At 63.6% G+C, this 25,505-nt stretch carries 30 protein-coding genes and 1 tRNA gene; 17 read left to right on the top strand and 14 right to left on the bottom strand.

Features of this window, described 5'->3' with window-relative positions:
* Nucleotides 1-15 precede the first annotated feature (15 nt).
* Together FJW08_RS05305 and FJW08_RS05300 are read right to left on the bottom strand one after the other, a co-directional pair.
* A complete protein-coding gene (locus tag FJW08_RS05305; protein WP_140754248.1) occupies nucleotides 16-207 on the bottom strand; it encodes a twin transmembrane helix small protein in 192 nt (63 codons plus the stop codon).
* Between the two features lie 27 nt (nucleotides 208-234).
* Nucleotides 235-1,101, bottom strand: a complete 867-nt coding sequence (locus FJW08_RS05300) for an SDR family oxidoreductase (RefSeq protein ID WP_140754246.1) — start codon at nucleotides 1,099-1,101, stop codon at nucleotides 235-237.
* Between the two features lie 58 nt (nucleotides 1,102-1,159).
* Here FJW08_RS05300 and FJW08_RS05295 point away from each other — a divergent pair, with 58 nt between their 5' ends.
* Nucleotides 1,160-2,011 carry a YihY/virulence factor BrkB family protein gene (locus FJW08_RS05295; protein WP_140754244.1) on the top strand — a complete coding sequence of 284 codons (852 nt, stop codon included), beginning with the start codon at nucleotides 1,160-1,162 and terminating at the stop codon, nucleotides 2,009-2,011.
* Between the two features lie 104 nt (nucleotides 2,012-2,115).
* On the opposite strand, the gene FJW08_RS05290 is transcribed toward FJW08_RS05295, so the two are convergent.
* Both FJW08_RS05290 and gluQRS read right to left on the bottom strand, forming a co-directional pair.
* Entirely contained in the window at nucleotides 2,116-3,012 is an 897-nt protein-coding gene (locus tag FJW08_RS05290; protein ID WP_140809418.1) for an EamA family transporter, read from the bottom strand.
* 150 nt (nucleotides 3,013-3,162) lie between these two features.
* Nucleotides 3,163-4,038: a tRNA glutamyl-Q(34) synthetase GluQRS gene (gluQRS, locus tag FJW08_RS05285; protein WP_140809416.1), complete on the bottom strand. Its 876-nt coding sequence runs from the start codon at nucleotides 4,036-4,038 to the stop codon at nucleotides 3,163-3,165.
* 75 nt (nucleotides 4,039-4,113) lie between these two features.
* Between gluQRS and FJW08_RS05280 the strand changes: the two genes are divergently transcribed.
* A complete protein-coding gene (locus FJW08_RS05280; RefSeq protein WP_140809414.1) occupies nucleotides 4,114-4,755 on the top strand; it encodes a DNA-3-methyladenine glycosylase in 642 nt (213 codons plus the stop codon).
* 188 nt (nucleotides 4,756-4,943) lie between these two features.
* Nucleotides 4,944-5,501, top strand: coding sequence for an HNH endonuclease (locus FJW08_RS05275; protein ID WP_027143453.1), 558 nt, complete (start codon nucleotides 4,944-4,946; stop codon nucleotides 5,499-5,501).
* Between the two features lie 152 nt (nucleotides 5,502-5,653).
* Here the strand turns inward: FJW08_RS05275 and FJW08_RS05270 are convergent, their stop codons facing one another.
* Complete coding sequence (locus FJW08_RS05270) at nucleotides 5,654-6,172, bottom strand: disulfide bond formation protein B (protein WP_140809412.1); 519 nt, start codon at nucleotides 6,170-6,172, stop codon at nucleotides 5,654-5,656.
* Between the two features lie 79 nt (nucleotides 6,173-6,251).
* Nucleotides 6,252-6,845, bottom strand: a complete 594-nt coding sequence (locus FJW08_RS05265) for a YqaA family protein (RefSeq protein WP_140809410.1) — start codon at nucleotides 6,843-6,845, stop codon at nucleotides 6,252-6,254.
* Between the two features lie 231 nt (nucleotides 6,846-7,076).
* On the opposite strand from FJW08_RS05265, the gene FJW08_RS05260 reads away from it, so the two are divergent.
* Nucleotides 7,077-7,161 (top strand) — tRNA-Leu (locus FJW08_RS05260).
* 325 nt (nucleotides 7,162-7,486) lie between these two features.
* Entirely contained in the window at nucleotides 7,487-7,726 is a 240-nt protein-coding gene (locus tag FJW08_RS05255) for a hypothetical protein (protein WP_140754232.1), read from the top strand.
* 201 nt (nucleotides 7,727-7,927) lie between these two features.
* Here the strand turns inward: FJW08_RS05255 and FJW08_RS05250 are convergent, their stop codons facing one another.
* The gene (locus FJW08_RS05250; RefSeq protein ID WP_140754230.1) at nucleotides 7,928-8,131 is read right to left on the bottom strand and encodes a CsbD family protein; all 204 of its coding nucleotides are present in this window, start codon (nucleotides 8,129-8,131) and stop codon (nucleotides 7,928-7,930) included.
* A gap of 257 nt (nucleotides 8,132-8,388) precedes the next feature.
* On the opposite strand from FJW08_RS05250, the gene FJW08_RS05245 reads away from it, so the two are divergent.
* Complete coding sequence (locus tag FJW08_RS05245; RefSeq protein ID WP_140809408.1) at nucleotides 8,389-8,982, top strand: SOS response-associated peptidase; 594 nt, start codon at nucleotides 8,389-8,391, stop codon at nucleotides 8,980-8,982.
* A gap of 542 nt (nucleotides 8,983-9,524) precedes the next feature.
* On the opposite strand, the gene FJW08_RS05240 is transcribed toward FJW08_RS05245, so the two are convergent.
* The 3 genes from FJW08_RS05240 to secA all read right to left on the bottom strand — a co-directional run bounded on the left by FJW08_RS05240 (nucleotide 9,525) and on the right by secA (nucleotide 15,300).
* Complete coding sequence (locus FJW08_RS05240) at nucleotides 9,525-10,805, bottom strand: GNAT family N-acetyltransferase (protein ID WP_140754228.1); 1,281 nt, start codon at nucleotides 10,803-10,805, stop codon at nucleotides 9,525-9,527.
* Complete coding sequence (locus tag FJW08_RS05235) at nucleotides 10,805-12,205, bottom strand: lipopolysaccharide biosynthesis protein (RefSeq protein WP_140809406.1); 1,401 nt, start codon at nucleotides 12,203-12,205, stop codon at nucleotides 10,805-10,807. Before FJW08_RS05235 ends, FJW08_RS05240 begins: the two co-directional genes overlap by 1 nt.
* A gap of 362 nt (nucleotides 12,206-12,567) precedes the next feature.
* Entirely contained in the window at nucleotides 12,568-15,300 is a 2,733-nt protein-coding gene (gene secA / locus FJW08_RS05230) for a preprotein translocase subunit SecA (protein ID WP_140809405.1), read from the bottom strand.
* 260 nt (nucleotides 15,301-15,560) lie between these two features.
* Here secA and FJW08_RS05225 point away from each other — a divergent pair, with 260 nt between their 5' ends.
* Nucleotides 15,561-16,487: a peptidylprolyl isomerase gene (locus FJW08_RS05225; protein ID WP_140809403.1), complete on the top strand. Its 927-nt coding sequence runs from the start codon at nucleotides 15,561-15,563 to the stop codon at nucleotides 16,485-16,487.
* Between the two features lie 76 nt (nucleotides 16,488-16,563).
* Here the strand turns inward: FJW08_RS05225 and FJW08_RS05220 are convergent, their stop codons facing one another.
* Together FJW08_RS05220 and FJW08_RS32305 are read right to left on the bottom strand one after the other, a co-directional pair.
* Complete coding sequence (locus FJW08_RS05220) at nucleotides 16,564-17,160, bottom strand: TetR/AcrR family transcriptional regulator (protein WP_140809401.1); 597 nt, start codon at nucleotides 17,158-17,160, stop codon at nucleotides 16,564-16,566.
* 16 nt (nucleotides 17,161-17,176) lie between these two features.
* Nucleotides 17,177-17,353, bottom strand: a complete 177-nt coding sequence (locus tag FJW08_RS32305; RefSeq protein ID WP_181182843.1) for a hypothetical protein — start codon at nucleotides 17,351-17,353, stop codon at nucleotides 17,177-17,179.
* A 112-nt stretch (nucleotides 17,354-17,465) separates the two neighbouring features.
* Here FJW08_RS32305 and argJ point away from each other — a divergent pair, with 112 nt between their 5' ends.
* The 5 genes from argJ (at nucleotide 17,466) to FJW08_RS05195 (ending at nucleotide 20,626) form a co-directional block, all read left to right on the top strand.
* Nucleotides 17,466-18,707, top strand: a complete 1,242-nt coding sequence (gene argJ / locus FJW08_RS05215; RefSeq protein WP_140809399.1) for a bifunctional glutamate N-acetyltransferase/amino-acid acetyltransferase ArgJ — start codon at nucleotides 17,466-17,468, stop codon at nucleotides 18,705-18,707.
* A gap of 29 nt (nucleotides 18,708-18,736) precedes the next feature.
* Nucleotides 18,737-19,489, top strand: coding sequence for a GNAT family N-acetyltransferase (locus FJW08_RS05210; protein WP_140809739.1), 753 nt, complete (start codon nucleotides 18,737-18,739; stop codon nucleotides 19,487-19,489).
* Nucleotides 19,482-19,904 (top strand): (deoxy)nucleoside triphosphate pyrophosphohydrolase, encoded by a 423-nt coding sequence (locus FJW08_RS05205; protein ID WP_140809397.1) that lies wholly within the window; start codon nucleotides 19,482-19,484, stop codon nucleotides 19,902-19,904. The genes FJW08_RS05210 and FJW08_RS05205 overlap by 8 nt, the downstream gene beginning before the upstream one ends.
* A 117-nt stretch (nucleotides 19,905-20,021) precedes the next feature.
* On the top strand, nucleotides 20,022-20,336 hold the full coding sequence (locus FJW08_RS05200) for a hypothetical protein (RefSeq protein WP_140809395.1): 315 nt from the start codon (nucleotides 20,022-20,024) through the stop codon (nucleotides 20,334-20,336).
* 110 nt (nucleotides 20,337-20,446) lie between these two features.
* A complete protein-coding gene (locus FJW08_RS05195) occupies nucleotides 20,447-20,626 on the top strand; it encodes a Flp family type IVb pilin (RefSeq protein ID WP_140809393.1) in 180 nt (59 codons plus the stop codon).
* A 20-nt stretch (nucleotides 20,627-20,646) separates the two neighbouring features.
* Here the strand turns inward: FJW08_RS05195 and FJW08_RS05190 are convergent, their stop codons facing one another.
* Nucleotides 20,647-21,519: a methyltransferase domain-containing protein gene (locus FJW08_RS05190; protein WP_140809391.1), complete on the bottom strand. Its 873-nt coding sequence runs from the start codon at nucleotides 21,517-21,519 to the stop codon at nucleotides 20,647-20,649.
* Between the two features lie 65 nt (nucleotides 21,520-21,584).
* On the opposite strand from FJW08_RS05190, the gene FJW08_RS05185 reads away from it, so the two are divergent.
* Genes FJW08_RS05185 through FJW08_RS05170 form a run of 4 tightly spaced genes read left to right on the top strand, consistent with a single transcriptional unit; the run spans nucleotide 21,585 to nucleotide 23,997 of the window.
* Nucleotides 21,585-22,409, top strand: coding sequence for a ComF family protein (locus FJW08_RS05185; protein WP_140809390.1), 825 nt, complete (start codon nucleotides 21,585-21,587; stop codon nucleotides 22,407-22,409).
* Nucleotides 22,410-22,434: 25 nt separating this feature from the next.
* Entirely contained in the window at nucleotides 22,435-22,704 is a 270-nt protein-coding gene (gene grxC, locus FJW08_RS05180) for a glutaredoxin 3 (RefSeq protein WP_140809388.1), read from the top strand.
* A 10-nt stretch (nucleotides 22,705-22,714) separates the two neighbouring features.
* Complete coding sequence (locus tag FJW08_RS05175) at nucleotides 22,715-23,575, top strand: carbon-nitrogen hydrolase family protein (protein ID WP_140809387.1); 861 nt, start codon at nucleotides 22,715-22,717, stop codon at nucleotides 23,573-23,575.
* A complete protein-coding gene (locus tag FJW08_RS05170) occupies nucleotides 23,572-23,997 on the top strand; it encodes a DUF1178 family protein (RefSeq protein ID WP_140809385.1) in 426 nt (141 codons plus the stop codon). The genes FJW08_RS05175 and FJW08_RS05170 overlap by 4 nt, the downstream gene beginning before the upstream one ends.
* On the opposite strand, the gene FJW08_RS05165 is transcribed toward FJW08_RS05170, so the two are convergent.
* A complete protein-coding gene (locus FJW08_RS05165; protein ID WP_140809383.1) occupies nucleotides 23,960-24,487 on the bottom strand; it encodes a MarR family transcriptional regulator in 528 nt (175 codons plus the stop codon). The two genes, FJW08_RS05170 and FJW08_RS05165, sit on opposite strands and share 38 nt — an antisense overlap.
* A 97-nt stretch (nucleotides 24,488-24,584) precedes the next feature.
* Between FJW08_RS05165 and FJW08_RS05160 the strand changes: the two genes are divergently transcribed.
* On the top strand, nucleotides 24,585-25,499 hold the full coding sequence (locus FJW08_RS05160; RefSeq protein ID WP_140809381.1) for a DMT family transporter: 915 nt from the start codon (nucleotides 24,585-24,587) through the stop codon (nucleotides 25,497-25,499).
* Nucleotides 25,500-25,505 lie beyond the last annotated feature (6 nt).

Below are 25,505 nucleotides of genomic sequence, written 5' to 3'. Positions count from 1 at the left end.
GCCTCCCGAAAGGCCTCACTTGCGGGTGAAATACACGGCCAGCAGGATCAGCGCCAGCGCCACCGCCTGCAGCAGAACGCGGGTCTGCATCAACTTGTTGGAGGTCATACCGGAGCCGCCGCGCATCATGTTGATGAGGCCCCTTATCAGAACGACCACCACGGCGGCCATGACCAATATGGCAAGGATCTTGAAGACGGTGGTCATTTTTTGCGTTTCCAGTTCTTTTCTTGTTCAGGCGCGCTTGGCGAGCAGGCGGTGGAGCATCGTTGCCGGCAGGATGCGTTTGAGCATGGTACCGATCTTGGCCGACATTGTTACCACATAGTGCGGGCGTGGGCGCCGCGACAGAAGTGCGTGGCAAAGCACCTTGTGGACCACTTCCGGCCCGGGCTTCAGGGCCGATTGACTGCCGCCGGCGCGCATGCGCTCCAGCTGCGCGACATAGTCGGCGCGATGCACGGAATTCTCGTGGTCGATATTCCCGAGGAACCAGGGCAGGCCATTGCTGGCGATCTTCGATTTCACCGGCCCCGGCTCGATCAGCGAGACATGGATGCCGCTGCCGGCCAGTTCCTGGCGCTGGCAGAGCATCAAGGCCTCCAAGGCATGCTTGGACGCCGAATAGGCGCCGCGGAAGCGCACCGGCACGAGACCCAGGATCGATGAGCAATGGACGAGGCGGCCGTGGCCCTGGCGGCGCATCACCGGGACCAGACGGCGGGTCAGGTCGTGCCAGCCGAAGAAATTGGCCTCGAACTGCTCCTTGAGCGCCGCAACGGGCAGATCCTCGACGGCGCCTGCCTGCGCGTAGGCGCCATTGTTGAACAGCGCGTCGAGCTTGCCGCCGGTGCGGTCGAGCACTGCGGTCACCAGGGCGGCGATCGATGCCGGTTCAGTGTAATCGAGATAGAAAGCCTCGATTCCGTCCGCTTCGAGTGCGGCGATGTCTTGCGGCTTGCGCGCCGTCGCGAACACCCGCCAGCCCTCGGCCTTCAATGCACGGGCGCAATAGGCGCCTATGCCGGAAGACGCACCGGTGACGATGATGGTGCGCAACTCTGCCGCTGGAGAATTCGAGGTCTGACGAAGGGTTGCCATTTGCAGCATTCCCTTCCCATATTCGCGGCGTCGAGACAATCGAAGGGAGCGCGCGTTCTTGCTGCGGAATATTGTCGCCCTGCGCCGCGTGCTCTACGACGCGCTCGGCCATTTCAACACCGATGACGGCTGGGCGATGGCCAGCCATCTGGCGATCACCTCGCTGATGGCGCTGTTTCCGTTCCTGATCTTCGCCACGACGCTGGCCAGCTTCCTCGGCGCCCAGGCCTTTGCCGACACAGCCGTGCATCTGGTCTTCGACACATGGCCCGAGCAGATCGCCAAGCCTATCGCGCGCGAAGTGCTGAACGTGCTGACCGTCAGGCGCACCGACCTGTTGACCTATGGCGTGCTGCTTGCCGCCTACTTTGCCTCCAACGGCATCGAGGCGCTGCGCACGTCGCTCAACCGCGCCTATCGGGTCACGGAGACGCGCGGCATCATTTATCGCCGGGTGCAGAGCATCTTCTTCGTGCTGATCGCGACCGCCGGGTTCCTGGCTATCAGCGTGCTGCTGGTGTTCGCGCCCCTGCTGGCGCGGCTGGCGGAAGCCCATTTCGTGTGGATCAAACCCTATACGGGTACGATCACGCTGTGGCGCTACGTCATTGCCTCAACTGTCATCATCGGCGGACTTTTCGCCGTCCACTACTGGCTGCCGGCCGGCAAGCGCCGGTTCGTCTCGCTGATACCGGGCATCGTCTTCACGCTGGCCGCATGGCTTATCGGCTCGACGATGTTCGCCACCTATCTCGACCATTTCTCGTCCTATGTGACGACCTATGCCGGTCTCGCCTCGATCATGATCGCGGTGGTTTTCCTCTACATCGTCTCGGCGATCTTCATCCTGGGCGGCGAGCTCAACGCCGCGATCAGCCGTTATTTGGAGGCGCGTGCCCGAGTCGGTTGACCGGCCGAGCTGAAGAATTGAGGAATTGAAGAAATGGGGAATTGAAGAACTGGAGAATTAATGAGTTGAGAAGAAGTACACAGCGCCAGATAGGCCGATTTTCCTCAATTCCTCAATTCCTCAATTCTTCCCTTGGTCTGTCGAGCCGTTGCCAGGCCGACGCCGAACGTGGTGATCGCCATGCCGGCGATCTGAAGTGCGTTGAGCTGTTCGTCGAACAGGGCCCAGGCGATGATGGCCGTCACCGCCGGCACCAGGTAGAACAACGACGCCACTTTCGACATCTCGCCGTCGCGGATCATCACCATCAGAAGCAAGATGGCGCCGAGCGACAGCACCAGCAGCAGCCAGGCCATGGCGAAGATCAATTCGCCAGTGATGACGACGGTTTGCGTTTCGAAGGCGAGTGAAGCCAGGATCATCAGCGAAGCGCCGCCGACATATTGCCACATGGTGGCCGATACAAGGTCGCCGCCGGAAGCAAAACGCTTCTGCCAGACGGTTCCGGCACTCATGCCGAGCACCGAGACCAGCGACGCGCTCAGCGTCGCCGCCGTCACGCCACCGCCGAGCGCTCCGAGTTTTGGCCAGAGCACGATGACGATGCCGATCAGCCCGATAGCAAGGCCAAGCCAGTGGCGCGGCAGGATGGCTTCGCCCAGAAATTTGCCGGCAAGCACCGCGGTGATCAGCGGCTGCAGGCCGACGATCAGCGCCGAAAAACCGGCCGGCATGCCCCTATGAATGGCCCAGAAGACCGCGCCGAGATAGATGCCTTGCATCAGCACGCCGGCGCCGGCGGCGTGCAGCGCCTCGGTGCGGGTAGCTGGTTTCGAGCCTAGCACAAGCGTCAGGACGGCCAGCAAGATGGCGGCCAGCACGAAACGCGCGGCGAGGAAGGTGAACGGCTCCGCCCACGGCATGGCGTAACGCGCGCCGATGAAGCCGGTCGCCCAAAGGACGACGAAGGTGGCGGGGATGAACCGCTTGATGCTGGACATTTTCCGGAAACCGCCACGCTGGTGAGAATTGACCGTGACGATGCTCTAATCCTGTTCAACCCGGCGCGCAAAACGAAACGATTGATCCATGCGTCACGGGAATTGAACGTGTCGCGCGTCCGGGGAGCGTTTCTCCAGACATGGTACTGGTCAAAGCCCGACCATCCTTCTGACGTCGTGAGGCGAAGCGCCCGCGTCGCGCAAGGCGCCGAGGCCGGTATCCTTGAGGCTCTTCGACAGTTTTCGCCCGTCCGGCCCGAGGATAAGCCGGTGATGGAAATAAGCCGGCTGCGGCAACCCAAGAATCTCCTGGAGCAGCCGCTGCACCCCGGTCGCGGAAAACAGGTCCTGTCCGCGTACGACATGGCTGACGCCTTGCAGCGCGTCGTCCACGACGACGGCGAGGTGATAGCTGGTCGGGATGTCGCGGCGCGCCACGATCACGTCGCCCCAGTCCTGCGGGCAAGCCTCGACGGAACGCGTCGCGGAGAGCGTCTCACCGCTGAATTCGGCCCATGCGAGGTCCTTGCCGGCACGCGCCATGGCGGCGCCGACGTCCAGACGCCAGGCGAACGGCGCATTTTCGGCGATGCGCCGCTTGCGTTCCCTGATCGGCAGCGCCTTGTCCGCCGGCGGATAGAGCGGCACACCATCGGGATCGCGCGGCCAGTCGCGCCCGCGCTTTTCGGTGTCGGCGATGAAAGCCCTGATCTCGCCACGGCTCATGAAGGCGGGATAGACCAGTTCCTCGCGGATCAGCCGCTTCAGCACCGTCCCGTACTCGGCGAAATGCTCCGACTGGCGGCGCACCGGCGCTTCCCAGCCCAGGCCCAGCCATTTCAGGTCGGCAAGCATGCCCGCCTCGAACTCCGGCGTGCAGCGCGCCGTGTCGATATCCTCGATGCGCAGCAGCAGGCGGCCGCCCGCATGCATCGCCAGCTTCTGATTGAGCAGCGCCGAATAGGCGTGGCCGAGATGCAGTTCGCCGTTGGGGCTGGGCGCGAAGCGGAATGTCAGGAGCGTCATGTCTCGGGCGGCAATCGGGTTGTGCTGTGGTTTTGGCGGTTGCTACTTTGCTGCACATTCGCGGACAAGGATACCATGGAGCGCATCGCGACACTGGACGACGTTGAGCGGGGGCTCGATGCGCTCTGCGCGCTCGACCCACGGCTGGAAAAGGTGCGCGGCATGGCCGGCGAGGTGCCGCTCAGGCTTTCGGAGCCCGGTTTCAGGAGCCTGGCCTCGATCATCGTCTCGCAACAGGTGTCGCGGGCCAGCGCCGATGCCATCTTCGGCCGGCTGACAAAGCTAGTCGATCCGCTGACGCCGCAGGCGATCCTGGCCGCCGGCGAGGACATGTTTCGCGAGGCCGGCCTGTCGCGGCCCAAGCAGCGCGGCCTCATCGCGGTCGCGCAGGCCGTAGCCGACGGGCTCGACCTGCATCACCTTTGTTCGCTCGACGCCAGGGAGGCAATCACCAGGATGACCGCCGTGCCCGGCATTGGTCCCTGGACGGCGGAAGTGTATCTTTTGTTTGCCGCCGGGCACCCCGATATTTTCCCGGCGCGCGATGTCGCCCTGCAGAGCGCTGTCGGCCACGCGCTGGGCATCGACCCGCGTCCAGCGGAGAAAACGCTAATCGAGCTGGCCGAATCATGGAGCCCGTGGCGAGGTGTCGCATCGCGGCTTTTCTGGTCCTATTATCGCGAAACCAGGGGCCGGGACGCCGCACCGCCGGCCTGAATCCGCAAAAAAGCATAAAGAACATGCTTTTTTGGCACGTCGCGCGAGCGACAATCCGCTTCACATCCCTGTCATGTCAGGCTTACAGTATCCGCGCCGAACGGTCGGGCTTTTGAAGCAGCGCGTGACCCTTTCCGAAAGTCGAATTCGATTTTCGGGGTCATGTGCGAACCAAGGAGGTCAACAAGGTGACGGTTGCCGTATCTCCGGATGGGCTTCCAGCGCTGGTGCTGAATGCGGATTACCGTCCGCTCAGCTATTACCCCTTGTCGCTCTGGTCCTGGCAGGATGCCATCAAGGCGGTGTTCCTCGACCGGGTGAACATCGTGGCCGAATACGAACACGCAGTGTCCTCGCCGACCTTCTCGATGAAGCTGCCGAGCGTGGTAAGCCTGAAGGCCTATGTGAAGCCGTCCAGGCATCCGGCCTTCACCCGCTTCAACGTCTTCCTGCGCGATCGTTTCCAGTGCCAGTATTGCAGCACGCCCGACGACCTGACCTTCGACCATGTCATCCCTCGCCATCGCGGCGGTGCCACGACATGGGAGAACGTCGTCGCCGCCTGTTCGCCCTGTAATTTGAGGAAGGGCGGCATGATGCCGTCGCAAGCCAAGATGTGGCCTCTGCAGAAGCCGTACCAGCCGACGGTGCACGATCTGCACAACAACGGCCGGCTGTTCCCGCCCAACCATCTGCATGAAAGCTGGATGGATTATCTATACTGGGATGTCGAACTGGAGCCATAGAGTTCGTCAGAAATCCGCCATGCTGGCCGCCTGACTCAGCTTTCTGCGCTTCCGGTGGTCACGTACTTAAGTACGCTCCGCTCCGGTTCTCGGAAGCCGCGCCATTCGATTCAGCCTGCCGAATTTCTGGACGAACTCTGCGTCGCGCTGGTTTAATCGCGGGCCAGCGCGCCGCGGAAGGCGACGGCGGCGAGGATCAGGCTGGCGATGGCGTTCCAGCCGGCCAGTGACAGGCCGAGGATGCGCAGCGCCGCCTTGTCGCAGGAGGGCGGCACGAATTTGTCGAGCGCGTCGAGCACGCCCTTGCCGCCGGTGTCGACCGGGCCGGCGCCTGCCGTGCAATCGGCCGGACCCTGCCACCATGCCCATTCGACGCCGGAGTGGTAGACGCCGAGATAGAGGCCGTAGAGCATCAAGAGGCCGCCGATGGCCAGCAGGCCGCGCGTCACCCATGCCGGTGCTCGCAGCATCGATGTGATCGCTGCCAGCACCATCAAGGGCACGCCGATGTAATATGGCGTGCGCTGTTCCAGACAGAGATGGCAGGGGATGTAGCCGCCAATGTGCTGGAAGCCGAGCGCCGAACCAACGGTCGCGGCCATCGCGACCGCGAGAAACAAGGCTGCTCGCGTCCGCTGGCGTCCGGTATCGGCATTCATGGTCGCTGTCATCGGTTTCTCGTCCACTGTGTTCGCCGTCCGCCAGGTCTGCTTGCCCCTCTCCAAACCGTCACCCGGTTTCGAGAGAGCCTCAGAGAGCGTATTTGATCAGAATATAGAGCAAAATCAGGGCAACCGCGGCGGCGCCGGCGATCAGGCCCAGGCGCTTTTCGATGAATTCGCGGATCGGCTCGCCATAGCGGCGCAAAAGCCACGCCAGGAGCAGGAAGCGGCCGCCGCGCGCGATGATGGCCAGCACGATGAACAGCGCCAGGTTGACGCCCAGGGCGCCGGACAGGATCGTCACCACCTTGATGGGCGGCAGATGCGCGGCACCCGAGGTGACCAGCATCAGGGCAATGAACTCGATGCTTATGCCCGCAGAGGAGCGCAATTGCTCGAACTCGTCATACTTGCCGTAGAACTCCAGGATAGGCCGCGCCACCGCGTCATAGGCGTAGTGGCCGATGAACCAGCCGGCAATGCCGCCCAACACCGAGGCGACCGTGGCGATAAAGGCGTAGCGATAGGCGCGATCCGGCCGCGACAATGCCATCGGCAGATAGAGCACGTCGGCCGGCACCAGGAATACCGAGCTTTCGACGAAGGCGATGAAGGCCAGCCACCATTCGGCGGATTTGCGGGCCGCCAGCGACAGGGTCCAGTCGTACAGTCCGCGAAGCATCGGCTCTCCTAGTGCATGTGACCCAAAACCGCGCCGCACCCATGTCTCCAGACACGCCGTGCTTTGATGCGCAGCCTGTCTAGAAAGATTTTCCGCGCTGCACAATGGCAGCAGCGCCACGAAATCAAAAAGGCGAAGATTGGTCGCATCCAGTGCGATACCGAGAATTGGCCAGTTGACGAACAGGCCCCCGACCGTATAGTCCGCGCCCATCCAGGCCGCCCGGCCTGAGCCCCTATGGCGGAATTGGTAGACGCGCTCGACTCAAAATCGAGTTCCGCAAGGAGTGCTGGTTCGATCCCGGCTAGGGGCACCACGGGCCGCCCGGTAGGTCCATGAAGTCAATTGTCAACTTAGCTGCCGTCCGAGGCGGGTCATCGAGGTGGATCGTGGTCCAGCCAAAATAATGCGCCGGCAGGTAAAGGTGAAATCACCATAGCGTGGGAAAGGTCAAGGACGCGTGTTCGCGAACGATCGGAAGGTACATCGTGGAGCAGACATTGGCGTCGCGCGGGGTGAGTTGTGAGGTGTCAATAAGACCGAGGGCGTGAGCCATTTTGGTCAGACCACATTTTAGCTCGCTGACCTCAGGGCTTCGCGCTAGGCTCTATCTTTAACGTTCATCGTTGGGAGGAAACGCGGTGAACATGACGCGGCATCGGATCTTACCTCGCCTGACAAGCGAAGAGCTTGTTTCCATAACGCTATTAGGGCGGGAGGCATTTGCGATAGTCTCCACCCGGGAAGTGATCGCGGAGGTTCGACGCCTGGCGCCGGACTGGCCATGCAGCGATGATGCCCTGGTGGAGGCGGTGGTCAATTTCGCAATTGGTCGGACCATGGCCGTTTGTTTTGATCATCGCGACCAATACGCCCTTTGAAGTTCAGCAAGCAGTCACCGGAGGTTGCGCCCGGAAGGCTTTCAAAGCGGAAGGCGCCGGTGTGGCCGGAGTTTTGCCAGCGTCAGCCAGTTCTCGATCTGCAAGACCAAGCTGAGGGGACCGCAGCCGTCTGCCCAGGACGGAAAAAAAGGACGCCGGCCCATGCCGGCGCCCTCTCAGCAAAATGGATGTTTGAACGAACTACCAGGTTTGGCGGCGATACCAGTCGTCGACCTCCTGGCGAACGCGATCCTTCGCGATGCCGTAGCGTTCCTGAATCTTGCCCTCCAGCTGGTCGCGCCTCCCGGCGATCTGGTCGAGATCGTCGTCGGTGAGATCGCCCCACTGTTCCTTCACCTTGCCCTTGAATTGCTTCCAGTTTCCTTCGATGCGGTTCCAATCCATGGTTCTCTCCTCGATGCTCTGTCCAAAGCAGGGCGAGCATGGCCCCGTCATGACATCCAACATCCAGCTCTGCTAAAATGTTCCGGAATAGCTTGCCTATATTCAGTTGCCGGTAACCAGGACCTGTTGGGTCGCGTCGCGCGGGCGCGCGCTGCATTTGTTAACGCCGAGACCGAAGCCGACGTCGTTGGTGACCTGCTTGCCATTTCGGGCTCGCGCCGTAGTTTTAGGTGGCGGTGAGCGCTCCGGAGCCATTCATGTGCAACGATTACGAGCAACATGTCGCTTGGGCCGAATATTGCCGCACGATGGCGTCGCTGGCGCTCAAAGTCCCGGATCATCAAAGTGAACTCGATTTGCCAAGGGTGGACGACATCCACATTAACGATCCGGCACCAATCATGCGCGCTGCCGGCGACGCGGTAGAACTGGCTTCGATGGCGTTCGGATTTCCACCGGTCGGGCCAAGGGGCGGCCCTGTCTTCAACTTCCGCTCGGAAGGCCGGCAATTCGGGAATAGCCAGCGCTGTCTGGTGCCGGCGTCGGGCTTCTTCGAATTCACGGGCACGAAGTACCCCAAGGCAAAGCATCGGTTCACGCTGAACCGCGCGCCATTCATGGCGATTGCAGGCTTGTGGCGCGAAGGGACCGGCAACAAGCCGCCGACATTTACGATGTTGACGACTGAGCCGGGACCAGACGTCGCGCCGTACCACAATCGCCAGGTCGTGGTGCTCCAGCCAGAGAAGTGGTCCGCCTGGATCAATCTGACGGAGCCCGAGGCCGACCTTTTACAGCCGCTTCCGGCCGGGTCGCTTTCCGTGGAGACAGTTCGATCCGAACGCTCGTGACGAGCGACGGCCGATCACCGGTCAAACCATCTCGAGCATGAGACGGGATGGCTCCTGCGGCTAATTTAGCAAAGTGAACGAAACTGGTACAAAGTGGCAACCCCACTCTTGACGAGAGAGGAATATGTTCCTCTTTCTGCCGTATGCCCGACCAACCCGAACGATGGCACAAAGGCGCCCCATGGACCCTTATGCATGCCCACAATGCGGGGCAGGTCGCGCTCATTCGTTGCCGGAACTGCAACATCAAACGGTTCTTCAAGCCGGCAGAGTTGAGAGAAGTCTACGGGAATGTACCGATCGAGGCGCTGCGCGGCAGGATGACCTGCCAGATATGCCGCACGAGCGAGAGCATAGATGCGGAATTGCTCCACCTTGTCGGTGAGGAGGCGGTTAGAGTTCGATACCGTCGGTTGGTTGGGATCAAATTCGTGCGCCGCGTGATCTGGCGGGATGAATAGCGCTAGAAGGGAATTCACCAATCTATGCCTTGCAAGGGCACCCAAACTTCCTCCCGCGGCCGATCCATGCTCTCGATGGCACTACCGCCTTTTCAGCAAACTCTTCATCCGGTTGCGCAGCAGGCGCGCCATGTTGCGCGTCTCGCGGTAGAGGTGCAGTTGCGAGGCGGCCTGGCGGGCGAGACGGTCGGAGTCCCTGGTCAACCCGATCACCAGCGTGCCGACCGGTTTGCGCTCGCTCCATAGCCGGCTCATCACCGGGTGGTCGGGCACGGCGCAGGAATCGGTCATCATGATGTTGGGGTCGTCGAGGTGCTGCCTGGTGACCTCGATCATCAGCAGCGTGCCGGGCGAATAGACGGCCAGCGTCTCGTCATAGGCGGTCTTCCAGGTATAGGCGACGCCGGCCTCGACGAAGACGATCAGGCAAGCGATGGTGCGGCCGTCCAGCGTCAGCGAATGAATGCGGCACATGTCCTGTTCGGCCAGCCGGTGCACCGCCTCGCGCGCAAAGGCGGCGCGGAAACGGTCGATCGCCATGGCGGTGCGCTCGCGGCCTTTCCAGCCGGACGCTTCCAGCGTCAGGAAGTGCTCGATGGCGTGGCGGATCTCCTCGGGGCCGCGTGCCACGACATGCTCGAGCTTGCCGAGATCGCCGAGGCGCCGCTTGAGGCGGCGGAACTCGCGGTAATGGTGCGCGCGCAGCGAAGCCTTCAGATAATCGTCGCCCTCGAGCTCGCTCTCCAGCACCGGGCGCGGGGTCTGGCCGGTGGTGACCAGCATCAGGCCGCGCGTCTCGGCCACGGTGCCGATCAGGCTCGCCACAGGACCGTCCAGCCTGATGTCGGGCAGGACCAGGACTTTCGGCAGCTTCAAATGCGGGCGCGACAGCATCGAGAAGAAATCCTCGACCACGCCGACCGGATCGTCGCGGTCGATCAGCGGCGTGCCGAGCGGGCCGAACGGGCTCGACCATGTGCGCATGACCGGCACGCCCAGCGGTACCACCGGCCGTTCCACCGAGATCGGCACCAGCAGGCGCAGCCGGTTGCGGTATTCATCACCGTCGCGGATCACGGCAAGACGCACCTCGCGGTCTTCCAGCCGGGGCATGGCCGGCGCCAGGAAGCGGGGGTTGAAGAAGACGTTCGGCTCGATCGTGCGGGCGCAGAGATAGTCCAGTTCCTCGACCAGGTCGAAGCCGGCCGATGCCGGGTAGATGGCCAGTTTGCGCTCGGGCCGGTTGTTGGCGAGGATCTCGATATGGGCCGGGTCGGCATCGCGCGCCAGCCCGGCAAGGCCCGACACCATGGCGCCGGCGGGACCGCCGCTGGTTTCCTCGAGCAAGGGGATGGCGGCCATCAGGCGGCTCCTTTGGCAGGCACGAAGATCGCCATGACGATGCCGAGCTTGCGCCAGACCGTGAAGGACAGCGCGCCGGCCTCGAAGATCATCGCAAAGGCGGTGGCCATGGCCGCGCCCCACAGGCCGAAAAGCGGGATCAGCACCACGTTGAGCCCGATGTTGAAGGCGAGTGTCATGGCATAGACGGCGGCGCAGACATTCTGGTTGCCGCTCATGGTGAGCAGGCTTTCGCAAGGACCCACGGCGGCACGCGCCACGACGCCGAAGACGAGCAGGAACAACAGCGGATAGCCGGACGTGAATTCCGGGCCGAACAGCACCAGCATCGGTTCGCCCAGCGCCAGCACCAGGAACGCCATCAGCAGCGAGGGCCAGAATGTCCACGACACCGTCTCGCGGGCGAAGACGGCAAGCTTTTCCGGCTCGCCATGGGTGAACTGCGCGTAGCGCTGGGCGACGCCGGCCTTGACCGCGAAATAGACGAAATGCACCAGCGCCAGTGTCTTGACAGTGGCGAAATAGACGGCGACGTCGTTGGGATCCATATAGGCGCCGACCATCAGCACATCGGCATTGGTCAGCAGGAAGAAGAAGCTCTCGACCAGGAAGATCGGCAGCGAGACGACGAACCATTGCGCGAAATGCACCTTCATCGGGCCGGCCGGTATCTGCCTTTCCATGCGCTGGGTGATGCCGATGAGCTGGCTTAGCGTGGTGACGTAGGTAGCGGCGATCGAGGCGAAGATCGCCGTCCGCGCGTCGGGGGCGTAGCCCGCCCACAGCATCAGCGCCATGAACAGCAGGATCAGCACCGGCCGTATAAGGTAGGTCGGCGACAGCGCGAACAATGCCCATGAATTGGCGCGCGCCAGCCCTTGCAGCAAATCCGACAGCGCGATCATCGGCAGGCAGATGACGCCGAGGATGAACGGTATCACGTAGTAGTTTTCGATCCAGGGTGCGGCTAGCCAGACACCGAGGGCGCCGAGCCCGGCGATCAGTGTCGAGGCGATCAGCACGAACAGGCGGCTGGCCACGACGATGCCGCGCAATTCGTCCATCAGGCCGCGCTCGCGGTATTCGGGAATGAAGCGGATGACCGATGTGTGGAAGCCGAGGCAGGCGAGGTTGCCGACGATGACCATCGTCACCCAGACCAGCACGAAGATACCGTATTCGAACGAGCCCATCCAGCGCGCCATCAACACCTGGCTGATGAAGGCGATGACGGCGCTGACGATGCGGATGGAGAAGGCGATGACAGACATGCGGCCGGCCTCGCCGCGTTCATCGGCGGTGAACAGCGCGGCATCGATGCGGTCAAGCAGCGGCCCCACGCGCAGCGCCAAACGCTGCGGCAAGAACCGCCCGGCAGTCGTGGCCGCGGAAAAGCGCACCCCGATTTCTCTCCGTTTTCCGCCTCTTTTCAGGCTTTGGTGTAGCGAAGACACCTTAAGAAACGGTTGGGTGAGGAGCTTCCTTCTACCCGTCACTATAAGGGGGAGAAGGTGCCGGTCCACCTCCGCAGCTGCTGCGGAGGACGGGCAGGCGGATGAGGGGCGGCGCCGGGTTTCGGAGATTTTGCGCTGAGGCGGGAAGAGGAAGGAAGACCATCTGCGGACGAACCGGCTCGCGGGGGAGCGGGCGAGGCATCGTTTTTGCCACAAACAAACGCTAATTGCCGAACTTGGCGCCGCCCCTCATCCGACCCTTCGGGCCACCTTCTCCCCGTGAAACGGGGAGAAGAAAGAGCGCGCCCTTAGGCGAACGCGCCGTGGCAGTGCTTGTATTTCTTGCCGGAGCCGCAGGGGCAGGCCTCGTTGCGGCCGACCTTGCCCCAGGTGGCAGGGTTGTTCGGGTCGCGATCCTCGGGGGCGACGATGACATTCTGCTCCGGACGGACCAGGAGGGCGGTCTCGCCACCTTCGAAATCATTCTCGCCGGTGGTGCCGTCGATGTGGCTGCCGAACATGTCGGGCGCTTCCGGCGGCGGCGCTTCGGCGGCCTGGCGGACCAGTTCGACGCGCATCAGCTGCGCGGTGACGGCCTGGCGCAGATTGCCGAGCATCGCCTGGAACAGCTCGAATGCCTCGCCCTTGTATTCCTGCAGCGGATCGCGCTGGGCGTAGCCGCGGAAGCCGACCACCGAGCGCAGATGATCGAGATTGACGATGTGCTCGCGCCACAGATGGTCGAGCGTCTGCAACACCACCGAGCGCTCGACATAGGTCATCACCTCGGGGCCGAAACGGTCGGCGCGTTCCTTGGCGGCGGAGTCGGCGGCGGCAGAGATGCGCTCGCGGATGTCGTCCTCGGCGATGCCTTCTTCCTTCACCCAGTCCTCGACCGGCAGGTCGAGATTGAGGAATTCGGCGACCTCGGCTTTCAGGCCCGCGACGTCCCATTGTTCGGCATAGGCGTTTTCGGGAATGGCCTTGGCGACGATCTCGTCGATGACGCCTTCGCGCATCTCGACGATGGTTTCCGAGAGGCCTTCGCCGTCCATCAGCTCGATGCGCTGCTCGAACACCACCTTGCGCTGGTCGTTGGAGACGTCGTCATATTTCAGCAGGTTCTTGCGGATGTCGAAGTTGCGCGCCTCGACCTTCTTCTGCGCCTTTTCCAGCGCCTTGTTGATCCAGGGATGGATGATAGCCTCGTCTTCCTTGAGGCCGAGCTTCTGCAGCATGCCGTCCATGCGCTCGGAGCCGAAGATGCGCATCAGGTCGTCCTGCAGCGACAGGAAGAATTTCGAGCGGCCGGGGTCGCCCTGTCGTCCCGAACGACCTCTGAGCTGATTGTCGATGCGGCGCGATTCATGGCGCTCGGTGGCGAGCACGTAGAGGCCGCCGGCGGCCAGCGCCTTTTCCTTCAGGCGCTCGACGTCGGCATTGATTTCCTGTTCGCGCGCCTCGCGCTCGGGACCTTCGGGCATGTCCCCCAGTTCCTCGGCGATGCGCATCTCGGCATTGCCGCCGAGCTTGATGTCGGTGCCGCGGCCGGCCATGTTGGTGGCGATGGTGATGGCGCCAGGCTTGCCGGCCTGGGCGACGATCGCGGCCTCGCGCTCGTGGTGGCGGGCGTTCAGCACCTCGAAATCGCTGAAACCTTCCTTGCGCAGGCGCTCGGCCAGCTGCTCGGACTTTTCGATCGAGGTGGTGCCGACCAGTGTGGGCTGGCCCTTGGCGCTGGCTTCGCGGATCTCCCTGACGATGGCCTTGTACTTCTCCTCGACCGTCCGATAGACCTCGTCGTCCTCGTCCTTGCGGATAACGGGCAGGTTGGTCGGGATCTCGGTGACTTCGAGACCGTAGATGTTGCCGAATTCCTCGGCCTCGGTCAGCGCCGTGCCGGTCATGCCGGAAAGCTTCTTGTAGAGGCGGAAATAGTTCTGGAAGGTGACGGAGGCGAGCGTCTGGTTCTCCGGCTGGATCGCCACGTGCTCCTTGGCTTCGAGCGCCTGGTGCAGGCCTTCCGAATAGCGGCGGCCGGGCATCATGCGGCCGGTGAATTCGTCGATGATGACGATCTCGCCGTTGCGCACGATATAGTCCTTGTCGCGCTGGAACAGCCGATGCGCCTTCAGCGCGTTGTTGACGTGATGGACGATGGCGACGTTCTCGACGTCGTAGAGCGACTCGCCCTTGAGCAGGTCGGCATCGCGCAGCATGTTCTCGAGCTTCTCGGTGCCTTCCTCGGTGAAGATCGAGGTCTTCTGCTTCTCGTCGATCTCATAATCCTGCGGCTGCAGCTGGATGATGAAGGTGTCGATGGTGTTGTACATTTCCGAACGGTCCTCGAGCGGACCGGAAATGATCAGCGGCGTGCGCGCCTCGTCGACCAGGATGGAATCGACCTCGTCGACGATCGCGTAATTGTGACCGCGCTGCACCATCTGGGCGCGCTCGTACTTCATGTTGTCGCGAAGATAATCGAAGCCGAGTTCGTTGTTGGTGGCGTAGGTGACGTCGGAGGCGTAGGCGACGCGGCGCTCCTCGTCCGACAGGCCGTGGACGATGACGCCGACCGAAAGGCCGAGGAACTTGTAGACGCGGCCCATCCATTCGGAGTCGCGGGTGGCGAGGTAGTCGTTGACGGTGACGACATGGACGCCGTTGCCGGCGAGCGCGTTGAGATAGACCGGCAGCGTCGCGACCAGGGTCTTGCCCTCGCCGGTACGCATCTCGGCGATGCCGCCATTGTGCAGCACCATGCCGCCGATCAACTGGACGTCGAAGGGGCGCATGCCAAGCACGCGGCGCGCCGCTTCGCGGGCGGTTGCGAAGGCCGGGATCAGCAGATCGTCAAGGCTGGCGCCGTTGGCGATGTCCTGGCGGAATTTTTCCGTGCGGCCGGCAAGCTCGGCGTCGGACAGCGCCCGCATCTCGTTTTCCATGGCGTTGATCGCCTCGACGCGGGGGCGGGTCGATTTGACCCGACGGTCGTTGGAGGAGCCGAAAACCTTACGGGCGAGACCGCCGAGACTGACCATCCAATGGTCCTTTCGATAGAATTCTCAATCTTGAGACAGGCGCCGGCCGGCCCCATCACATCCACGTGAACGCACCGCCTGAATACGGGCAAACACAAAAAGCGCCCGGAAAACGGTTCTGGACGCCAAGTCGATGGACAGATAAGAGGGGGCTCAACTGATGTCAACGCCGCGCTGGCCCTGCCGGTCGCGCCAAATTCCGCCACAATCTGGCTGATCTGGAAGCCGCCTCCTTACAATCCCTCACCGGAGTCATCCTTATGTCCTTGTTGTTCAGCCGTGCGTCGCTTGCCAGCCTTGGCCTGGTCCTCGGCCTGTCGGCTCTTTGCCTGTCACCGTCGATGGCGCAGGAGACCGCTCCCGCACCGGCCGCCCCGGCGGATGCGGCGGCACCTGCCGCGGCGCCGGTCGACCCGAATGCCGTGGTCGCCACCGTCAACGGCCAGCCTTTGACCGAAGCCGATCTGGTGCTCGCTGAAGGTGAGCTGTCGCAGCAGTTCGCGCAGTTGCCGGCTGAACAGCGCCGCGCGGCGGCCCTTTCGGCGGCCATCGAAATCCGCGTCATGGCCGCCCAGGCGGTCGCCACTGGCCTCGACAAGGATCCCGACTTCCAGCGCCGCATGGCTTTCCTGCAGCAGCGCGCGCTGCATGGCGAAATGGTCGAGAAGGGCGTCGTCGACAAAGTCACCGACGCCGAGGTTCGCGCCCGCTACGACCAGGAAATCGCCAACACGCCGCCGGTAAACGAGGTGCATGCCCGTCACATCCTCGTGAAGACGAAGGAAGAGGCCGAGGCGATCATCAAGCAGCTCGATGGCGGCGCCGACTTCCAGAAGCTTGCCAACGAACACACCTCAGATCCGAGCGGCAAGAGCAATGGCGGCGACCTCGGCTGGTTCGGACCTGGCCAGATGGTGCCGGAATTCGACAAGGCGGCGTTCGCGCTCGATGTCGGCAAGTACACCGAGCAGCCGGTGCAGTCGCAGTTCGGCTGGCATGTCATCAAGCTCGAGGACAAGCGCGCCAAGCAGCCGCCGGCCTTCGACGACGTCAAGGACCAGGCCAAGCAGGCCGTCATCCGCGACAAGTATTTCGCGCTGGTCAAGTCGCTGCGCGCCGGCGCCAAGGTCGAGATCCCCGACGCCAAATTGAAGAAGACCGTCGACGCGCTGGAAAGCGCCAAGTAAGCCCGAACGGCTCGAAAGAAGGGCGCGGCAGCCAAAAGGCGCCGCGCCCTTTTTCGTTGGCACGTGCCAGCGATGCCTACCTGTCGGGTGCCGCTATGCCTTGCAGGAGGTAGCGGACCACCTTGCGGATCGTCGCTTCGGATTCGTCGAGCCGGTTGGTCAGGAGATGCCGCCAGGCGTAGGACGCCACGAGGTCGGCGACCACGCCCGGATCGATGTCGCTGGTGATCTCGCCCCTTGCCTTGGCGCGCTCGATGATCTGGCCGGTGTGGGTCCGGCGTCCTCCGGCATAATCGGCAAGGGCTTCGGCCGCGGTTTCATCCGACTGCGCCTCGGCGATCAGCGACCTGAACACGCTGCCCGACGATGTCTCGCGCCAGTGCGTGAACAGGTTCATCAGGAAGCCGACGAGATCCTCTTCCAGTTTTCCCGTATCGGGCACGTCGACGCGCTTCTGGCGTTGGTAGACCTCCAGCAGCAGGGCCGCCTTGCTCGGCCACCAGCGGTAGATGGTCGGCTTGCCGGCGCGCGCGCGCCGCGCCACCGCCTCGATCGAAAAACTGGCATAACCGGCTTCGACGAGGACGGCCTCGGCGGCCTCCAGAATGGCGTCCGCACTGTCGGGATTGCGCCGCGCACCGATCGATTTGCGCGCCGTATCCGCCTCGGCCATTCCTGTCGTCCTCGTTTCAAGTCGTCGGCATGATAAGTGATCCGGCGATGAAACGAAACGACCCGTTTTTGGAGAAGGTCATGTTGGCGGAGGGGTCATAAAGGCGCTTGACGGTGGCGTGCATGTCCTCGACGTCCGGCGACAGGTAGTCGTCGCGCAGGACCCCGGCGACGCCAACAGATTTGAAATGCAAGCTTCATCCTGAACGGGTTGGCCCCTGGCGGGAGCGACGAAAACGCGCTTGCACCGGCGCGCCGTATCGGGCAAACCGGCCTTCCCCTTGCGATTTTCCCGCCCGAGGTCCCATGTCCACGACGATTTCGCCGCTCGCGCCGAAGAAATACCCCAAGATGCCTGAAATCGAGGGGGTGCGCATCGCCACCGCCGAAGCGGGAATAAAGTACAAGAACCGCACGGACCTGCTGGCCATGGTGTTCGACGCCGGGACCGCGGTCGCCGGCGTGTTCACCAAGTCGAAATGCCCCTCGGCGCCGGTCGATTTCTGCCGGCAGAACCTTGGCGCCGGCAAGGCGCGGGTGCTGGTCGTCAATTCCGGCAACGCCAACGCCTTCACCGGCAAGAAAGGCCGCGAATCCACCGCGATGACGGGCGAAGCTGCGGCAAAGGCCGTCGGCTGCACGCCAGGCGAGGTTTTCCTGGCCTCGACCGGTGTCATCGGCGAGCCGCTCGACACAACCAAGTTCAGCCATCTGCTCGCAGGGCTGGTCAGTGACGGCAAGCCGGACCTGTGGACCGAAGCGGCAAAGGCCATCATGACCACCGACACCTATCCGAAGGTGGCGACGCAGACGGTCAAGCTCGGCGATGCCGATGTCATCATCAACGGCATTTCCAAGGGCGCGGGCATGATCGCGCCCGACATGGCGACGATGCTCTCCTTCATCGCCACCGACGCACCGATCGCGGCACCGGTCCTGCAGGACCTGCTGTCGCGGGGCACGGCCAAGACATTCAATGCGGTGACCGTCGACAGCGACACCTCGACCAGCGATACGCTGCTGTTGTTCGCCACCGGCAAGGCGGCAAAGCGCGGCGCGCCTGAAATCACCGATCCCAGAGATGCCCGCCTTGGTCAGTTCCGCCGGGCGCTCGGCAAGGTGCTGAAATCGCTGGCGCTGCAAGTGGTGCGCGACGGCGAGGGCGCCCGCAAGCAGGTCGAGGTCACCGTCACCGGGGCCAAGTCGGCCCGTTCGGCCAAGCGCATCGCGCTGTCGATCGCCAATTCGCCGCTGGTCAAAACGGCGGTCGCCGGCGAGGACGCCAATTGGGGCCGTGTCGTCATGGCCGTCGGCAAGGCCGGCGAGCCCGCCGACCGCGACCTTCTGTCGATCTGGTTCGGCGACAACAGACTGGCACATGAGGGCCAGCGCGATCCCGCGTATTCTGAGGCCGCGACCTCGGCCTACATGAAGCGCGATGACATCCGTATCCGCGCCGATATCGGCATCGGCCGCGGCAAGGCGACGGTGTGGACCTGCGATCTCACCAAGGAATATGTCGCCATCAATGGCGACTATCGGAGCTGATCGCCTTGGTTTCGCGCAATCCGGCAAGCATGCTCGCGACCGTGCGCCGCTACGAGGCGGCCGGTTTTCGCGCCTGGCCCGCGGCCGCCGTCCATTATGACGGCACCTGGGTGGTGCGCCTGACCGCCGGCCATCCGGCAAAGCGGCTTAACTCGGTCAATCCGCTCGATCCCGGCGACATCCAGCACATGGCCGACCGCATCGGTCGCGCGGGCCGCCGTTTCGACGCGTACGGCCGGCCGCTGACGTTCCGCATGTCGCCACTCTCCGGTCCCGATCTTGCCAGCCATCTCGACAAGGAGGGCTGGAGCCGGTTCGACGAATCGCTCGTCATGCGGCTGCCGCTGGCCGACGCGCGGCTCGACGCCGCCATGGACCAGATCCCGCTCAAGGACATCAGCCGCTTCATCGGCGCATCGCTCAAGGTCAGCGGCTCGGATGTATCGCTGCGGCCGGGCCTGTCGGAGATCATCGGCGCTATCCAGCCCGAGGCCGGGCTATTCGCACTGGAGGATGGAGCGGAGCCGCTGGCGACGCTGATCTGCGTGCATGACGGCGATCTCGCCGGCCTGTTCGAGATCGCCACCGACAAGGCGGCGCGCAACAAGGGCCACGGCCGCAACCTGATCCTGTCGGCGCTGAAATGGGCGAGGCTGCGCGGCGCGCGGGAAGCCTGGCTGCAGGTCGAGGCCGGTAACGCGCCTGCGCTGGCACTCTACCACGCGCTCGGCTTCGAAGAAGTCTATCGCTATCATTACCGCCGGCCGCCCGGACATGAATGATCTGGCATCCGGCGGCAAGCGCCTGCTCCTGGTCGCCGCATGCGCGCTGGTCGATGCCGACGGCCGCGTGCTGCTGGCACAGCGACCGCAAGGCAAACAACTTGCCGGCCTGTGGGAGTTTCCCGGCGGCAAGGTCGAAGCCGGCGAGACGCCGGAGCAATGCCTCGTCCGTGAACTGCATGAGGAGATCGGCATCGAAACCGAGATCCCCTGCCTGGCGCCGCTGACCTTCGCAAGCCATTCCTATGACGACTTCCATCTGCTGATGCCGCTATTCGTCTGCCGCCGCTTCCGCGGCATCGCCCAGCCGCGGGAAGGGCAGGCGCTGAAATGGGTGCGGCCGAAACAGATGCGCGACTATCCGATGCCGCCGGCCGATGCGCCATTGATCCCGTTCCTCATCGATCTTCTTTGAGGTCTGACCGGACCACGGTCCATATCGGCCAGCGTTAATGGAAGATTTATCTCATCATGAAAAATTGATGCATGGCCGTTTTCGTGCGGCAGCCGCCATTCGTTGGGGAGCGATAGAATGAGCCTGGACAGGGATTGGGATTCGATCCGGCCCGACCGCGGTTTTCGTGCCGCCGATGCTGGCATGGGGGTCCTGCGGGTCACGCTGCTGTTCGGATCGGCGGCGGTGGCGCTGGCGCTGATCGCGACCCCTTTCCTCGACAGCCAGACGCGTTCGCAAACGGCTCGCGATGACTTCCCCGGCCTCGATATGACGGCCACCGGTTCGATCGGCCATCGCAGCACTTATACGGTGCGCCGCAGCGTGCTGCAGGCCGCGCCCGATGGGGTCTGTATTATCCGCTCCGATGGCAAACGCAGTGGCGACTGCTGACAAAGGTTAAGACATTTCCGAAAGGCGGCGATTTCATCGCCTGTTAAGCCTTTGCCGTTAACCTTTCTTAACAGATCGGCGGTAAGGTCGCGGCAAGAGGGAATTGAGTGATGAAAACAGTGCTGCTGCGCTTTCTGAAGGACGAAAACGGCGCCACGGCCGTCGAATACGGCCTGATTGTCTGCGTGTTGTCGCTGACGATCATCGGCGGTATCAGCCAGGTCTTCAATTCGATCACCTGGTTGTTCAGCGACGATTCCAGCAAACTTGCCAACGCCTTCGCCCCCTAGAGCTAGTGCCCGCGAACGGGTCAATGTCCTTCAGGATCCTCCAATATAGTCTTTAGCGAAACCTTGGCCGAACCGGGTTTCAGCGGCTTTTGCTGCGACGCGTCGGGCGCCCAGCCTGACATCCAGACAATCGAGAAGCTTGCCCTGATGCGACCATCGGGATCGGAAAAGCGTTCGGCGTAGATTTCCGCGGCGCGGGCAAACAACCTGCGTGAGCCTGGCCGCCGGCTACGATCGGCAAGCGCGGTGGTTTCGCCCATGGCACGCAGATCGGCCATAAGCGCAAACAGGTTGGCATAGCGCACGGTCACCGTCTCGACGTCGGCGACCGGCAGCGCGAAACCGGCGCGCTGCAGCAGTGCGCCGGCGTCGCGCACATCGGTGAACGGGATGACGCGCGGGCTGGCGCCACCGTAGATGTCGGTTTCCGCGGCAAGCAGGCTTTCGCGCAGTTCCGAAAGCGTGCCGGCGCCTGCGAAGGCGCCCAGGAAAAGTCCGTCCGGCCGCAGGGCGCGGCGGATCTGGATCAGCATGCCCGGGATGTCGTTCATCGCCTGCAGCGACAAAAGCGACACCACCAGATCGAGACCCTGCGGCTCGAACGGCACGGTCTCCAGCGGTGCAATCAAACCGGCGGCACCATTCAGGAAAGCCGCGTCCGTCTCGACACGGGCGATGTCCGCTACCTTGCCGCTCCGCGCAAGGACATCGGCCGCGGCCGAGGTCTGGCAAAACAGCACCGCCGCCTTGGCGAACCTGCGCTCGACGGCGCCCAGCCGGTCGGCAAGGTCCTCGGCGGCGCGATGCATGAGGAAGTCGGCACCGTCAACCGGATGGATCAGCGCGCGCCGCTTGTGCGCCATCCATAGAGAGGTATCCATTATAGGCTGCAAGGGATGGGTCCTTGTATGTCCGCGCCCTGATATGGTTCGTATAGTGGCGACGAGAAACCAATCACGTGGCCGATCCGATGCCTAAGATCAAGTCCGACGAGATCAGGAAGCTGGCCGGGTCGGCAGCCCGGTCGGCAGCTCGCTCGGTTTTGGGCTGGCCAGCGAGGATCCTGTTTCCGCCGGTCTGCGCCGGTTGCCGCCGGCAGGTCTCGCAGCCCGGCGTGCTGTGCGGCGCCTGCTGGCCGAAGCTGCGGCTGCTGGAGCGGCCCTGGTGCCCGGTGATGGGCACGCCGTTCACTCACCACATGGGCGAAGGCTTTCTGTCGGCGGAGGCGATCGCCGATCCGCCGCCCTTCGAACGGGCGCGGGCTGCGGTCGCCTATTCCGGTGTTGCCCGTCAGATGGTGCAAGGGCTGAAATACCAGGACCGCACCGATCTCGCTCCCTGGATGGCGCGGTGGATGGTCCGCGTGGGCGCCGACCTCATCGCCGACGCGGATGTGGTGGTGCCTGTGCCGCTGCATTGGCGCCGTTTTTTCAGGCGGCGGTTCAACCAATCGGCGGAACTGGCGCGCGCGGTTTGCGAACTCAGCGGGCTGTCTTTCGCGCCTTCCGCCATGCGGCGTGTCAAACTCACCCGCCAGCAGGTCGGACTGGAACGGCAGGAGCGCGAGGAAAACGTGCGCGCCGCCTTTCGCGTACCCGCCGAGGCCGAGATCGAGATTGCCGGCCGCCGGGTGCTTCTGATCGACGATGTCTACACCACCGGCGCCACCGTGCGTGCCGCCACCAAGGCGCTGAAAAAGGGAGGTGCCGCCGCCGTCGACGTGCTGACCTTTGCCCGCGTGTTGCCGGGGGACTTCCGGGCGGACGAGTCCGCGACTATATAAGTCGGCAACGGAAGCGGAATTCGTCATGGTCGATGTCACGATCTATACGCGCATGATGTGCGGCTATTGCACGGCGGCCAAGCGGCTGCTGGAGCGCAAGGGTGTTGCCTATACCGAGCACGACGCTTCCTTCTCACCGGAACTGCGCCGGGAGATGATGTCGCGGGCTCACGGGCGCACGACCTTTCCGCAGATTTTCATCGGCGACACGCATGTCGGCGGCTGCGACGACCTCCACGAACTGGAGGCAGAAGGCCGACTGGACAAACTGCTCGCCAACGGCTCGTCGATTTGAGGGTATGACAATGGGTGTTTTCAAGGCGGCGGCAGTGCAGATGCGTTCGGGCGAGAGTCCCGAGCGCAATGCGGCCGACATGGAGTGGCTGGTGCGCGAGGCGGCCGGCCAGGGCGCGACCTATATCCAGACACCGGAGATGACCGGCGCGCTGATCCGCGACAGGCAAGCGCGCGCCGCGTCCTTCACCTCCGAGGACAAGGACATCATCGTCGCGACCGCGCGCGGGCTGGCGCGCGAGCTCGGCGTGTTCCTGCATATCGGCTCGACCGCGATCCTGCGCGCCGACGGCAAACTCGCCAACCGCGCGCTCCTGTTCGGCCCCGATGGCGCGACGCTCGCGGCCTACGACAAGATCCACATGTTCGACGTCGATCTCGACAATGGCGAGAGCTGGCGTGAATCGGCCGCCTACGAGCCCGGCACGGAGGCCGTCGTCACCGGGATCGGGGGCGCGAAGCTCGGCTTTGCCGTCTGCTACGACCTGCGTTTTCCGCAATTGTTCCGCGCCGAGGCGATGGCCGGCGCCGACCTGCTTTCCGTGCCCGCCGCCTTCACCCGCCAGACCGGCGAGGCGCACTGGCACGTGCTGCTGAGAGCGCGCGCCATCGAGAACGGCGCCTTTGTCGTCGCCGCCGCGCAGGGTGGCCTGCATGAGGACGGCCGCGAGACCTATGGGCATTCGCTGATCGTCGATCCGTGGGGCCGCATCATCGCGGAAGCCGCGCATGACGAGCCTGCCGTGATCGTTGCCGAGATCGACCCGGCGCAGTCGATTGCCGCGCGCAAGAAGATCCCCAATTTGAAAAATGCGCGGGATTTCACCATCAATACCGGCGAGGCGCCGCGTCTCAGGGGTGCCGCCTCTTGATCCGTTTTTCCCTCATCTGCGAAAACGAGCACCAGTTCGAGGGCTGGTTTCGCAGCAATGACGATTTCGACACGCAGAAGAAGCGCGGCTTTGTCGATTGCCCAAGCTGCGGCTCGCACAAGGTTGAGAAGGCTCTGATGGCACCCGCCGTTTCCACGGCCCGCAAGCAGGAAACCATAGCCCTTGCGATGGGCGAGGCGCAGAAGCAGGCCATGGCGCAACTGAAGGCGATGGCCGAGAAGGTGCGCGAGAATGCCGACTATGTCGGCGACAAGTTCGCCGAGGAAGCCCGCAAGATCCATTTCGGCGAAACCGATGCGCGCGGCATCTATGGCGAGGCGACGCTGGAAGAGGCCAAGGGCCTTGCCGAGGACGGCGTCGATTTCATGCCGATTCCGGTGTTTCCGGAGGACCGGCACTGAGCGCTTGGCTCACGCTGCTAATCAGTTTTTCCAGCAGGCGCGAAAGTGTCTCCCGTTCCGCCTGCGTCAAGCCCGCGAGAACTTCGTGCTCGTTCGCCACATGGGCGGTGACAGCCTCGTCGATCAGTGCGAGGCCTTTTTCGGTTAGCCGAACGACGATGCCGCGCCGGTCGTTGGGGTGTGGCGCGCGCTGGATCAATCCGGATGCTTCGAGCCGGTCCAGCCTGTTGGTCATGGCGCCGGAGGTGACCATCGTGGCTTCGTAGAGCGCTGTCGGCGTCAGCGCATAAGGCGAGCCGGAGCGGCGCAGCGTCGCCAGCACATCGAACTCTCCGGCTTGCAGTCCGAAACGGGCAAACAGCGGCGCAAGGCGCTCGCGCGCGATCAGCGAGGCGACCTCGTTCAAGCGCCCGATCACCGCCATCGGCGACACGTCGAGATCCGGCCGTTCCCGCTGCCATTGCTCGATGGCTTTCCCTGCACGATCCATCTATCTCACCATAATGTATCTTGACGTTAAGAATCTTTGCATTATCTTACCCCAAGACACAATGCCGGCCAAGGGCCGCACGCGACAAGGCTCGATCATGAAACTTCTCTGGGATTCGGCGCTCGGCCTGTTGGTCGTCACCGGCGGCCTGCTTGGCCTGACGCTGCCTTTCGGCAAGCTCGCCACGGCGGCCGGCGTGCCGGCCATGGTCTGGGCCTTCGTCATCTCGCTCGGCGCCGGCGGCGTGCTTCTTATCGTATTGCTGCTGCGCGGCCAGCGCATCCGGCTCACCGCGCATAAACTGCGCTATTTCTTCGTCACCGCCGCCGTGTCCTATGCCGTCCCCAATCTCCTGATGTTTTCGGCCATTCCACATCTGGGCGCAGGCTACACCGGGATCATGTTCACGCTGTCGCCGGTCGTCACGCTGGTGTTTTCGATCCTGCTCGGTGTCCGGCGCCCCAACATGCTGGGCATCGCCGGCATCGCCGTCGGCTTCGTTGGCGCGGTCATGGTGGCGGCGACGCGTGGCGAGGCCGGCCAGCCGGCGGAAATCGTCTGGGTCATCATTGGCCTGCTCATTCCCGTCAGTCTCGCTGCCGGCAACATCTACCGCACCATCGACTGGCCGGAAGGGACCGGTCCTATCGAACTCGCGGTCGGCAGCCATCTGGCGTCGGCGGCGATGCTGCTCGTCGGCATCCTGACCTTGTTGGGAGGCAAGGCCTTCATCGAACTTGGCACCGTGCCGCTCACCGCAGTGGCGCAGATGGCATCGGCATCGGCGATGTTTGCTTTCTTCTTCCGGCTGCAGGCAGTGGGCGGTCCGGTCTATCTCAGCCAGATCGGCTATGTCGCGGCGGCCGTCGGCTTGTTTGCCGGTACGATCTTCCTTGGCGAAAACTATCAGCCGCTGACCTGGATCGGCGCCGTCATCATCACAGCCGGCGTGTTCATCACCACAAAGGCGCAGAGCCAGACCGCTGCGAGGGCGCAGAACCAGGCCGCCTAAGCTTCT

Source organism: Mesorhizobium sp. B3-2-1, from assembly GCF_006439515.1.
Classification (GTDB): Bacteria; Pseudomonadota; Alphaproteobacteria; order Rhizobiales; family Rhizobiaceae; genus Mesorhizobium.
Note: the sequence above shows the minus strand (reverse complement) of the source record. Positions and strands in the feature narration are given on the sequence as shown.

Bases quoted from the DNA above. Each gene is read 5' to 3' on its own strand.
- FJW08_RS05305 (WP_140754248.1), bottom strand. From the start codon at position 207: ATGACCACCGTCTTCAAGATCCTTGCCATATTGGTCATGGCCGCCGTG.
- FJW08_RS05300 (WP_140754246.1), bottom strand. From the start codon at position 1,101: ATGGCAACCCTTCGTCAGACCTCGAATTCTCCAGCGGCAGAGTTGCGC.
- FJW08_RS05290 (WP_140809418.1), bottom strand. From the start codon at position 3,012: ATGTCCAGCATCAAGCGGTTCATCCCCGCCACCTTCGTCGTCCTTTGG.
- gluQRS (WP_140809416.1), bottom strand. From the start codon at position 4,038: ATGACGCTCCTGACATTCCGCTTCGCGCCCAGCCCCAACGGCGAACTG.
- FJW08_RS05280 (WP_140809414.1), top strand. From the start codon at position 4,114: ATGGAGCGCATCGCGACACTGGACGACGTTGAGCGGGGGCTCGATGCG.
- FJW08_RS05270 (WP_140809412.1), bottom strand. From the start codon at position 6,172: ATGACAGCGACCATGAATGCCGATACCGGACGCCAGCGGACGCGAGCA.
- FJW08_RS05265 (WP_140809410.1), bottom strand. From the start codon at position 6,845: ATGCTTCGCGGACTGTACGACTGGACCCTGTCGCTGGCGGCCCGCAAA.
- FJW08_RS05250 (WP_140754230.1), bottom strand. From the start codon at position 8,131: ATGGATTGGAACCGCATCGAAGGAAACTGGAAGCAATTCAAGGGCAAG.
- FJW08_RS05245 (WP_140809408.1), top strand. From the start codon at position 8,389: ATGTGCAACGATTACGAGCAACATGTCGCTTGGGCCGAATATTGCCGC.
- FJW08_RS05240 (WP_140754228.1), bottom strand. From the start codon at position 10,805: ATGGCCGCCATCCCCTTGCTCGAGGAAACCAGCGGCGGTCCCGCCGGC.
- secA (WP_140809405.1), bottom strand. From the start codon at position 15,300: ATGGTCAGTCTCGGCGGTCTCGCCCGTAAGGTTTTCGGCTCCTCCAAC.
- FJW08_RS05225 (WP_140809403.1), top strand. From the start codon at position 15,561: ATGTCCTTGTTGTTCAGCCGTGCGTCGCTTGCCAGCCTTGGCCTGGTC.
- FJW08_RS05220 (WP_140809401.1), bottom strand. From the start codon at position 17,160: ATGGCCGAGGCGGATACGGCGCGCAAATCGATCGGTGCGCGGCGCAAT.
- argJ (WP_140809399.1), top strand. From the start codon at position 17,466: ATGTCCACGACGATTTCGCCGCTCGCGCCGAAGAAATACCCCAAGATG.
- FJW08_RS05210 (WP_140809739.1), top strand. From the start codon at position 18,737: ATGCTCGCGACCGTGCGCCGCTACGAGGCGGCCGGTTTTCGCGCCTGG.
- FJW08_RS05205 (WP_140809397.1), top strand. From the start codon at position 19,482: ATGAATGATCTGGCATCCGGCGGCAAGCGCCTGCTCCTGGTCGCCGCA.
- FJW08_RS05200 (WP_140809395.1), top strand. From the start codon at position 20,022: ATGAGCCTGGACAGGGATTGGGATTCGATCCGGCCCGACCGCGGTTTT.
- FJW08_RS05195 (WP_140809393.1), top strand. From the start codon at position 20,447: ATGAAAACAGTGCTGCTGCGCTTTCTGAAGGACGAAAACGGCGCCACG.
- grxC (WP_140809388.1), top strand. From the start codon at position 22,435: ATGGTCGATGTCACGATCTATACGCGCATGATGTGCGGCTATTGCACG.
- FJW08_RS05175 (WP_140809387.1), top strand. From the start codon at position 22,715: ATGGGTGTTTTCAAGGCGGCGGCAGTGCAGATGCGTTCGGGCGAGAGT.
- FJW08_RS05165 (WP_140809383.1), bottom strand. From the start codon at position 24,487: ATGGATCGTGCAGGGAAAGCCATCGAGCAATGGCAGCGGGAACGGCCG.
- FJW08_RS05160 (WP_140809381.1), top strand. From the start codon at position 24,585: ATGAAACTTCTCTGGGATTCGGCGCTCGGCCTGTTGGTCGTCACCGGC.